This window comes from Rheinheimera sp., from assembly GCF_036568245.1.
In the GTDB taxonomy this organism is placed as follows: Bacteria; Pseudomonadota; Gammaproteobacteria; order Enterobacterales; family Alteromonadaceae; genus Alishewanella.
The window spans coordinates 1-10,908 of sequence record NZ_DATCSY010000335.1 but is presented as its reverse complement, the minus strand read 5'-3'; the positions used below and the strand labels follow the sequence as shown (position 1 = coordinate 10,908).

Genomic DNA, 10,908 nt, shown 5'->3' with positions numbered 1-10,908 from the left:
AGATTATTGGCAGTTATGGTGACACAGGTGATAAACCGGTGACCAACGTCGTGATGATGGGTATGGGGGAGCCGTTGCTGAACCTGAACAATGTAGTACCGGCAATGGAGCTGATGCTGGAAGATTATGGCTTTGGTTTATCAAAACGCCGGGTCACGTTAAGTACGTCGGGGGTGGTACCCGCACTGGATTTACTGCGTGACAAAATAGATGTCGCGCTGGCTATCTCGCTGCATGCGCCTAATAATGAATTGCGCAATGAACTGGTGCCGGTAAACCGTAAGTACCCGATGGAAGAATTTTTAGCTGCGTCACGGCGTTACGTTGCGAACTCTAAGGCCAATGATAAGGTCACAGTGGAGTACGTAATGCTGGAAGGGATTAATGACAGCATGGAGCAGGCGCACGAACTGGCGCATGCGCTGAAAGATACGCCTTCGAAAATTAACCTGATACCGTTCAATCCGTATCCCGGTTCGCCGTACAAACGTTCGAGCAACTCACGGATTGACAGGTTTAACAAAGTCTTACAAGAATACGGCTTTACTGTTATTGTACGTAAAACCCGTGGTGATGATATCGACGCTGCCTGTGGCCAACTGGTAGGCGATGTGATCGACAGAACAAAAAGGCTGATCAAAAAGCAGCAGAAAGGTCAGTCAATAGACGTAAAAATGCTGCAATAAATCAAGGAAGTGGGTCTGGTGAAGCAAAAAGTTATCTTTGGTATTTCACTCTGCAGCGTGCTCGTTTTAACTGGCTGTGTGTCGGAGCAAACTTATGTTGGCAGCGATAAGCCAGTGTCAGATCGTACCTTTGATAATATTGAGGCAGCCCGCACCCGTATTTCTTTGGGATTGAATTACTTACGTCGTGGCGATACGTCGCAGGCAAAATATAACCTGGAGCGTGCCCGCAGTTTTGCACCTAACTCGGCCGAGGTTCACAGTGCGCTGGCGTACTACTACCAGAGCGTAGGTGAAAATAAACAGGCAGAAGAGTATTTCCGTCAGGCAATTCAGAAAGACAGTAATTACGCCGATGCATACAATAACTACGGCGCTTTTTTATGTCAGCTGCATCGTTATGATGAAGCTGAGCAATTATTGTTAAAAGCCATCAGCCGTCCCGGTTATATCCGGGTGGCTGAAAGCTACGAAAATCTGGCGCTATGCCAATTGCAGCAGAATAACTTTAGTAAAGCCATGAGTTATCTTGAGCTGTCACTTAGCCACAACACAACCCGCATTACTTCACTAACGCTGGCTGCTGGCCTGACTTACGCTATGGGGAATATGCAGCAGGCGAAATTACAGTTAGATCGTATTCAGCGACTGGGAAGGGTGTCGGCCCGTACCGTATTACTCAGCTATTTGATCGCTGAAAAAAACGGTGATCGGGAGACGATGCGCAATGCTGAGCAGTTGCTGTTGACCTTGTATACCGAAACGCCGGAAACCAGACTTTTACTGCAGGGAAAACTGCAGGAAAGTGAGTTTGAACTGTTACGCGAGCGCTATAAAGACAGCCTGATGGCAAATATAGTGCTGCCTGATGACGATACCAGCCAAACCGACAAACCTGTGGCGCCGGTAGCCAATCCAAAGCTGAAAGTGGTAAAGCGTAAGACTGCAAGCGCTGAAGGCATGGCTGTGGATGGCGATGCAGCGGCTACACCGGCTGCGGCGCCGCTGCAGCAAGTCACTGCAGATATCGCGAATAGTCTCAGCGGTGCCGGCACTGCTGTAGTGACCACAAGTACTAATGCCGCAACGTTACCCACAGAAACGGTTAATGCTGACAACGGCTATGACCGTTCTGCAAGCCAGAGTGCTGAGGCTGAAGAGCAGCAAAAGCTAAAAGCTGAACAGGAAGCTGCTGCACTGGCACTGGCTGAGCAACAAAGGTTAAAAGCAGAGCAGGAAGCAGCTGTGCTGGCACAAGCCGAGCAGCAAAGGTTAGAAGCAGAACAGGAAGCAGCTGTACTGGCACAAGCCGAGCAGCAAAAGTTAGAAGCAGAACAGGAAGCCGCTGCGCTGGCGCAGCGTCAGCAGGTCAGTGCTGAGCAAACTGCAGAGGCAACAGTTCGAGAGGTCGCAGAGGCGGGTGTTGATACAACGATAAGTGACAGTGAGCAACTGCCTGTGTTTCATCTGGTGCAAGCGTCAGAGTCGTTATACGCTATTTCGGTACAGCATAATATTCGCTTACAGCGCTTGATGGAGTGGAACCAGCTTGCGCCGGATTCAGTTATCAAAACCGGACAAAAAATATGGCTTGGCCCTGTATCTGAAGCTGTATTGCAAGAACCTGCCCAACCCGAGCGGCAGCAAGTGACTGCCACTGAACCCTTTCACACGGTAGCGGAAGGTGAAACCATGTTTGGTATTTCCTTTCGTTACAATGTGCGCCTGAGCAGTTTTATGAGTTGGAATAATCTGACTGAGCAGAGTACGTTAAAAGTCGGGCAGCAGGTTTACATCACAGATCCTGCCAGTGTGGCACAATGACGACAGATAACAGTGCACCGGTAAGTGCCGGACAAATGCTAAGTGCCGCCAGAGAGGCGCGTGGCCTGACGTTACAGCAGGTCGCACTGCAGCTGAATTTAAAGCCGGAACAAGTTGCAAAACTGGAGCAGGATCAGCTGGAAGGAACACTGGAAACGTTTGCCCGTGGTTATGTGCGGGCATATGGCCGTTTGCTCAAATTACCAGAAGCTGAACTGATGGCGGCGTTTGGCAGCAGCACCGGCTGCCAGCAAAGCAGCCCCAAGCCGATGCGGACTTTTTCTAACCGTACAGCAAAACAGGCCACAGAAAACCGTTTTATGTGGCTGACATACGCCATAATCGCATTGCTACTGGTACTGTTATTTGTTTGGTGGTGGCAAACGGATAAGCAGGTGTTTACTACTGAAGAAAGTCCGTTACCGGCTGCTACTCAGACTGCGCCAACAGCAGCCGAGCTGGTACCGGAGCAAGTACAACCGACACCGGAACAAATAACGGAGCTGTTAGAGCAACTGGTGCCGGAGCCGGAGCAAACTGCGGCGGTTGAAGACATTGTACCGATACCTGAATCCGACCAACTGGAAATGCGTTTTAGCGAAAACTGTTGGGTAGATGTGACCGACGCGGAAGGCAACCGCGTTGCTTATGGTACCAAGCAGGCGGGTTACATCATGCAGCTAAGCGGTAAAGCACCTTTTGTGGTTACGCTGGGCAACCCCAGTGTTGTTTCTATTACATTTAATCAGCAAGCTGTTGATATGTCAGCATTAGCAGCAGGCCGAGTGGCAAAATTTACTATTCCTGAGTCTGAATAAGCATGTTTGCAGAAAATCCCATTAAACGCCGTCAGAGTACGCAAATCCGTGTCGGAAATGTGCTTATTGGTGGTGATGCACCGATAGCGGTGCAGTCTATGACGAATACTCGTACTACTGATGTTGCGGCAACGGTGGCACAAATACAGGCGATTGCGAAAGCCGGGGCTGATTTGGTGCGCGTGTCTGTGCCGACAATGGAAGCGGCAGAAGCGTTTAAACTGATAAGGCAGCAGTCTCCAATTCCGTTGGTGGCAGATATTCATTTCGATTACCGCATCGCGCTGAAAGTGGCTGAGTACGGCGTGGATTGCTTACGGATAAATCCGGGTAACATAGGACGGGAAGATCGCATCCGTGCGGTGGTTGACTGCGCCCGCGATCATAACATTCCGATCCGTATCGGGGTAAATGGTGGCTCGCTGGAAGCTGATATTCAGGAGAAATACGGCGAGCCTACGCCAGAGGCACTGGTTGAGTCGGCAATGCGGCATGTGGATATTCTGGACAGGCTGAACTTTGACCAGTTCAAAGTCAGCGTTAAAGCCTCTGATGTGTTTCTGGCTGTCGGAGCTTACCGTTTGTTGGCGCAGCAGATTAAGCAGCCACTGCACCTTGGCATTACCGAAGCCGGTGGCGCACGCGCCGGTGCAGTGAAGTCTGCTATTGGCCTGGGTATGCTGCTGTCAGAAGGTATAGGCGACACGCTGCGTATTTCGCTGGCCGCTGATCCGGTAGAAGAAGTCAAAGTGGCCTTTGATATCCTTAAGTCGTTACGGATCCGTTCACGCGGTATCAACTTTATTGCCTGCCCGAGTTGTTCGCGGCAGGAGTTTGATGTCATCAAAACGATGAACCAGCTGGAAGAGCGGCTGGAAGATGTTACTGAGCCGCTGACGGTGTCAGTTATCGGCTGCGTGGTAAATGGCCCGGGCGAAGCATTGGTATCAGATCTGGGTGTTGCTGGTGCAAGTAAAAAGAGTGGTTTTTATATCAACGGGCAGCGGCAGAAACTGCGGCTGGACAACGAGGCTGTTGCTGAACAGCTGGAACAGCAGGTGCGTGAATATTTGCAGCAGAAAATAGCCGTGCGTCAGCTGGATTAAGCCAGGTAACATACTTGGTGTTTGGTGGCGTTGCGCCTATAATCGCCGCAGTTTTTTAATTAAACCGATGGAAATGTAATTTTGTCGAAGCAAATCCAGGCCATTCGCGGCATGAACGACTGTTTGCCGCAGGACACGCCGGCGTGGCAATACGTTGAACAGACGCTACGCAGCACTGTAGCCAGCTACGGATACAGCGAGATCCGTTTTCCGATAGTGGAAATGACCGAGCTGTTTAAGCGCTCAATTGGTGAAGTGACTGATATTGTAGAAAAAGAAATGTATACCTTTGCTGATCGCAATGGTGACAGCCTGACCTTGCGTCCAGAAGGTACCGCCTGTTGTGTGCGTGCCGGTAACGAACACGGCTTGTTATACAATCAGGAACAACGGCTGTGGTATACCGGCCCGATGTTCCGTCATGAGCGCCCGCAAAAGGGCCGCTACCGGCAATTTCATCAGTTCGGTCTGGAAGCGTTTGGTATAGCATCGGCAGACATCGATGCTGAAGTAATTATGCTAAGCGCCCGTCTGTGGCGACAACTTGGCCTGACGCCTTATGTTAAACTGGAGCTGAACTCGTTGGGTTCAAGCGAAGCCAGAGCGGCATACCGTGATGCGTTGGTAGCGTATCTGGAACAGCACAAAGCTGTGCTGGACGAGGACAGCTTACGGCGTATGTATACTAACCCGCTGCGGGTGCTGGACAGTAAAAATCCCGCGCTGGCAGCGGTATTAGCCGCAGCGCCTCAGCTGGCGGACTATCTGGACGAAGACTCTGCAGCGCACTTTGCCCGCCTTAAGCAGTTATTAACGCTGGCCGGCATTGAGTTCACGGTTAACCCGCGTTTGGTGCGTGGCTTGGATTATTACAACAAAACCGTATTTGAGTGGGTGACTACCGAACTTGGCGCTCAGGGCACAGTCTGCGCCGGCGGCCGTTATGATGGTTTGGTCGAACAACTGGGTGGCAAAGCGACTCCGGCGGTTGGTTTTGCGCTTGGCCTGGAGCGGCTGGTATTGCTGCTGCAAACACTTGAATTGTTACCGCAGCTGCCTGCTGCGTCAGATATCTATCTGATGGCACTGGGCGAGCAGGCGGAACTTGCGGCACTTTCTGTTGCCGAAAGGCTGCGGTCAGACTTGCCGGGCACGCGTGTTATGGTGCATTGTGGCGGCGGCAATTTAAAGAAACAAATAAAACGGGCTGATAAATCAGGTGCAACTGTTGGCTTAATCCTCGGTGAAGACGAGCTGGCACGTGGTGAAGTCACCGTGAAATGGTTGCGTGAAGACAAGCCGCAACAAACAATCTTATTAACTGAACTGGCAAAAGCGCTGGCCGCGACAGCATAACCGGCCTTTGACGTAGAACGGAGTAACGCAGTGGAAATTTACAGCAGTGAAGAACAACAGGTTGAAGCGATAAAGCGCTTTTGGCAACAATACGGCAAATCTATTTTGGGTGGTGTAGTGCTGGGTCTTGCCGCTTTATACGGTTTCCGCTTTTATCAGGCCGAGCAGCGCGGCGCAGCAGAGCAGGCTTCTGTAAAGTTCAGTCAGTTGGTTGAGCAGCGTGATGCGTCAGCGGCCAGTGAAGACTGGCTGGCGCAAGCACAGGGCTTTATCGACGGTGCTAAAGATGATAACTATGCAGTCTTAGCCGCGTTGTTGGCGGCAAAAGATGCGGTAACACTGCAACAATACGATAAAGCTGCAGAGCAGTTAACCTGGGTGCTCAGCCATGCTAAAGAGCCGGCGATACTGGCTGTAACGCAATTGCGTCTGGCACGGGTGCAGCGTGAGCAGGGTAAGCTGGATGAGGCACTGGCAACACTTGGCACTGCCGTACCGGAAAGCTTTGCTTCAGCTCAGGCAGAACTTAAAGGCGACATTTTGTTGCTGGCAGATAAACCGGCAGAAGCTAAAGCTGCCTATCAGCAAGCGCTGACCAATGCAGGTCAGAATAGCCAGCTGTTACAAATCAAGCTGGATGAACTGGCACATATCACTGCAGTGTAAAGAGGTAAGCGTGAAATTACAGGTTAAACAGGCAATACTGCTGGCCGCTCTGGTGCTGGCAGGCTGTTCCAGTAAAGAGAAACTTGTATTGCCTCCGGTAAATAACATTATTGATCCGGATGTGGTGTGGGAAAAAAGCGTGGGTTCGGGCATTGAACATTACGAATCCAGCTTATCGCCAATCATCGTCAAAGATACCGTTTACGCCGCCAGCCGTGAAGGTCTGGTTGCAGCCTTTGATCTGCAAAGTGGCAAGCGCAAGTGGCAGTTCGATTTACGTAAGCCAGCTGGCAGCTCATTCTGGCAAGGCATCAGCGATGTCTGGTCGGGTGACAATGCCCGGATCTCCGGTGGCCTGAGCTTCGGCTACGACAAACTGTATTTTGGCACTGAAAATGGCGATGTGGTGGCACTGACCGCAGAAGGTGAGCTGGTATGGCGCACTGAAGTTAAAGGTGAAGTGCTGGTTAAGCCTGCAGTAGGCGATGGTTTAGTGGTTGTTGCCACCGGCGCAGGTACTTTAATTGCATTGCATCCGGATACCGGTGAGGAGCGCTGGCAGTTTGAAAATGAACAGCCGGCGTTGACATTACGTGGCACCAGCGAGCCTGTGATTGAAGGTGGTGGTGTGATTTATGGCTCAGGCAGTGGTCAGCTTGGCGTGTTAATTGCCGAGCGCGGCTATCAAGCTTGGGAAGAAGCCGTAGGGGTTCCGACCGGCACGACTGATTTATCCCGTCTGGCTGACGTTGATGCTAAACCTATAGTCAGGGGCGGCACTGTCTACAGTATTGCCTACAATGGCGCACTGGTTGCGCTGGAGCTACGTAGTGGCCGTCAGTTGTGGAAGCGTGATTATGCCAGCTTCCACAATATGGCGATGGATGGCGAAACGTTGTATCTGGTCGACAGCGAAGGACGTATTTACGCCATCGACAGCCGCAGCGGCACGGAGAAGTGGTCTCAGTTTGGTTTGAATAAACACAGCCTGACTGGCCCAGCAGTATACAAAGATTACCTGGTTATTGGCGATAAAGCCGGCAACCTGCATTGGCTTAACCGTGAAACAGGTGATTTTGTCGCACGTCAGAGCATGGACAGTTCAGGTTTTTACACCGATGCAGTGAGTGACGGTACCTATCTATTGGTACAAAGCCGTAATGGTGAGCTAGTCTTATTACAAACACCGTAAACCGGGTTTAGTGGTTAACGTTTTTAAACAGGCCTGTACCGGGCCTGTTTTGTTATTTTTGAGGTTCACATAATGTTGCCTGTCGTTGCCCTTGTAGGGCGAGCCAATGTCGGAAAATCGACGCTGTTTAACCGCTTAACCCGCACCCGTGATGCACTGGTGGCGGATTTTCCCGGTCTGACCCGTGACCGTAAGTACGGTTCGGTTAATTTTGAAGGGCTGGAGTTTATTGTGGTCGATACCGGCGGTATTGATGGCAATGAACAGGGCATTGAAGTAGAAATGGCCGAGCAGTCGCTAAAAGCTATTGATGAAGCCGATGTTGTGCTGTTTATGGTCGATGCCCGGGTTGGCGCTACCGTTGGCGATGAAGCCATAGCCGCCCATATCCGTAAAGTAGAAAAGAAAGTCTTTGTTGTGGCTAACAAAACCGATGGTCTGGACGCCGACACCGCCGTGGCAGATTTTTACAGCCTGGGCCTTGGCGATGTATACCCTATTGCAGCGGCACATGGCCGTGGCGTTTCTGCCCTGCTGAACCGGGCCTTGGTGCCGCTGCTGTCAGAGGAGCAGCAACAGGCATTAGCTGCCGACGCGAGCGAAGAAGAAGGCCCGGCACTGGAGACGCTGACTGACGAACAGGCAGAGGCTGAAGCTGAGCGCCTGCGTAACGAACATATTAAACTGGCCATTGTTGGCCGGCCAAATGTGGGTAAATCGACGCTGACCAACCGTATTCTCGGAGAAGAGCGGGTGGTGGTGTTTGATATGCCAGGCACCACGCGCGACTCTGTGTATATTCCGATGCAGCGTAACGAGCGTGACTACACCTTAATTGATACCGCCGGCGTGCGTCGTCGTGGCAAAATTGATGACATGGTTGAGAAGTTCTCGGTTATCAAAACGCTGCAGGCGATTGAAGACGCCAACGTGGTCATTCTGGTGCTGGATGCGCGTTTAGGTATTTCCGACCAGGATTTAAGTATTCTGGGCTTCGTACTGAATGCCGGCCGGTCACTGGTTATCGCGGTGAATAAATGGGATGGCTTAAACGACAGTATTAAAGATGAAGTTAAACGCGAGCTGGACCGCCGCTTAGGTTTTATCGATTTTGCCCGCTTACATTTTATTTCTGCCCTGCATGGCTCTGGCGTCGGTAACCTGTTTGAATCGGTAGAAGAAGCCTTTGACAGTGCTACTAAGCGTCACAGTACAGCGCTTTTGACCCGCATTATGAAAATGGCACAGGAAGATCACCAGCCGCCATTGGTGCATGGCCGCCGGGTGAAACTGAAGTACGCCCATGCTGGTGGCTATAACCCGCCGCTTATCGTTATTCATGGTAATCAGGTGGATGATTTGCCTGACTCGTACAAGCGCTATCTGATGAACTATTTCCGTAAAGCATTGCAAATGATGGGGACACCTATCCGAGTCGAATTCCGCGAGGGCGAGAACCCGTTTGCACCCACGAAAAAGAACACCGAAACACCGCTACAGAAGTACAAGCGCGAGCGCTTGATGAAAGCGCGTAAGAAACTGGATCAATAAGGATACAGGCATGAATTTTCGTTTCCCGGTTATTGTTATCGACGAAGACTTCCGCTCAGAGAATATCTCCGGGTCGGGCATCCGTGACTTGGCTGAAGCTATCAGCAGTCACGGATTTGAAGTTGTGGGTTATACCAGTTATGTCGATTTAAGCGCCTTTGCACAGCAGGCCAGCCGCGCATCCTGTTTTATTTTGTCGATTGACGATGAAGAGTTTGGTACCGGCACGCCGGAAGAAGTCGAAAAGGCTCTGATGGAACTGCGCACCTTTGTCAAAGAAGTGCGCAAACGCAATGCCGATATTCCTATCTTCCTGTATGGTGAAACCCGCACCACGCGTCATGTACCTAATGATGTACTGCGTGAGCTGCACGGCTTTATCCATATGTTTGAAGATACGCCGGAGTTTGTTGCAAAACATATTATCCGTGAAGCGAAAAAATACCTGGATGCATTAGCGCCGCCGTTTTTTAACGCCCTGATGGATTATGCCTCAGACGGCTCTTATTCATGGCACTGCCCGGGGCACTCGGGTGGCGTTGCGTTTTTAAAAAGCCCGGTAGGGCAAATGTTCCACCAGTTCTTTGGTGAAAACATGCTGCGTGCTGATGTGTGTAACGCGGTAGATGAATTGGGCCAATTACTGGATCACACCGGCCCGGTGGCACAAAGCGAACAAAATGCGGCGCGGATTTTCAGCTGCGACCATTTGTTCTTTGTTACCAACGGTACCTCAACGTCTAACAAGATGGTGTGGCACTCGGTGGTTGCGCCGGGCGATATCGTGGTGGTAGACCGTAACTGCCATAAATCGATTTTGCACTCGATCATAATGACCGGCGCCGTACCGGTGTTCTTAATGCCAACGCGCAACCATTACGGCATTATCGGCCCGATCCCGAAAAGTGAGTTTTCGCCTGAGGCGATTGCGAAAAAGATTGCAGCTAACCCCTTTGCCCGTAATGCCAAAAACAAAAAGCCGCGTATTTTGACCATTACCCAAAGTACTTACGACGGCATTTTGTATAACGTTGAAGAGATTAAACAAGAGCTTGGCTCAACTATCGATACACTGCATTTTGACGAGGCCTGGTTACCACATGCCAGCTTCCACGATTTCTATAAAAACATGCATGCTATCGGTAAAGATCGGCCGCGGTCAGAAGAAACGGTGGTCTTTGCTACCCAATCTACCCACAAGCTGCTGGCGGGCTTGTCGCAGGCGTCACAAATTCTGGTGCAGAACGCTGAAAAGCGCAGCCTGGATACGCATCGTTTTAACGAATCTTACCTGATGCACAGCTCGACCAGCCCGCAGTACGCCATTATTGCCAGCTGTGACGTAGCGGCGGCGATGATGGAGCCACCGGGTGGTACAGCGCTGGTAGAAGAAAGTCTGCTGGAGGCGATAGAGTTTCGCCGTGCGATGCGCAAAGTTGATGCCGAATACGGTGATGACGACTGGTGGTTTAAAGTGTGGGGCCCGGATGAGTTGCCGGAAGAAGGGTTGGGTACACGCGACAACTGGACGTTGCATGCCACCGACAGCTGGCACGGTTTCGGTGCGATAGAGTCGGGCTTTAACATTCTGGATCCGATTAAAGCTACCATCATTACGCCGGGTTTAAACCTACACGGTCAGTTTGACGAACACGGTATGCCTGCCGCTATTGTCAGTAAATATCTGGCTGAGCACGGTATTATTATTG

Annotated in this window: 9 protein-coding genes; all 9 read left to right on the top strand. The window is 51.1% G+C overall.

Annotated features, from left to right (window positions below; translation table 11 throughout):
* Positions 1 to 686, top strand: a 686-nt coding sequence (gene rlmN / locus VIN66_RS15010) for a 23S rRNA (adenine(2503)-C(2))-methyltransferase RlmN (RefSeq protein WP_331924737.1), incomplete at its 5' end; no start/stop codon positions are given.
* An 18-nt stretch (positions 687 to 704) separates the two neighbouring features.
* Positions 705 to 2,510 (top strand): type IV pilus biogenesis/stability protein PilW, encoded by a 1,806-nt coding sequence (gene pilW / locus VIN66_RS15005; RefSeq protein ID WP_331924736.1) that lies wholly within the window; start codon positions 705 to 707, stop codon positions 2,508 to 2,510.
* A complete protein-coding gene (locus VIN66_RS15000) occupies positions 2,507 to 3,328 on the top strand; it encodes a RodZ domain-containing protein (RefSeq protein ID WP_331924735.1) in 822 nt (273 codons plus the stop codon). The genes pilW and VIN66_RS15000 overlap by 4 nt, the downstream gene beginning before the upstream one ends.
* 2 nt (positions 3,329 to 3,330) lie before the next feature.
* A complete protein-coding gene (gene ispG, locus VIN66_RS14995) occupies positions 3,331 to 4,434 on the top strand; it encodes a flavodoxin-dependent (E)-4-hydroxy-3-methylbut-2-enyl-diphosphate synthase (RefSeq protein ID WP_331924734.1) in 1,104 nt (367 codons plus the stop codon).
* Between the two features lie 81 nt (positions 4,435 to 4,515).
* Positions 4,516 to 5,790 carry a histidine--tRNA ligase gene (hisS, locus tag VIN66_RS14990; protein WP_331924733.1) on the top strand — a complete coding sequence of 425 codons (1,275 nt, stop codon included), beginning with the start codon at positions 4,516 to 4,518 and terminating at the stop codon, positions 5,788 to 5,790.
* A gap of 30 nt (positions 5,791 to 5,820) precedes the next feature.
* Positions 5,821 to 6,456, top strand: coding sequence for a YfgM family protein (locus tag VIN66_RS14985; protein ID WP_331924732.1), 636 nt, complete (start codon positions 5,821 to 5,823; stop codon positions 6,454 to 6,456).
* Between the two features lie 10 nt (positions 6,457 to 6,466).
* Positions 6,467 to 7,648: an outer membrane protein assembly factor BamB gene (gene bamB / locus VIN66_RS14980; RefSeq protein WP_331924731.1), complete on the top strand. Its 1,182-nt coding sequence runs from the start codon at positions 6,467 to 6,469 to the stop codon at positions 7,646 to 7,648.
* A gap of 72 nt (positions 7,649 to 7,720) precedes the next feature.
* Entirely contained in the window at positions 7,721 to 9,199 is a 1,479-nt protein-coding gene (gene der, locus VIN66_RS14975; RefSeq protein WP_331924730.1) for a ribosome biogenesis GTPase Der, read from the top strand.
* A 10-nt stretch (positions 9,200 to 9,209) separates the two neighbouring features.
* Positions 9,210 to 10,908, top strand: a 1,699-nt coding sequence (locus tag VIN66_RS14970; RefSeq protein WP_331924729.1) for an Orn/Lys/Arg decarboxylase N-terminal domain-containing protein, incomplete at its 3' end; no start/stop codon positions are given.

What these genes read in the sequence shown, in the direction of transcription:
- VIN66_RS15000 (WP_331924735.1), top strand. Translation starts at nt 2,507, where the DNA reads ATGACGACAGATAACAGTGCACCGGTAAGTGCCGGACAAATGCTAAGT.
- ispG (WP_331924734.1), top strand. Translation starts at nt 3,331, where the DNA reads ATGTTTGCAGAAAATCCCATTAAACGCCGTCAGAGTACGCAAATCCGT.
- der (WP_331924730.1), top strand. Translation starts at nt 7,721, where the DNA reads ATGTTGCCTGTCGTTGCCCTTGTAGGGCGAGCCAATGTCGGAAAATCG.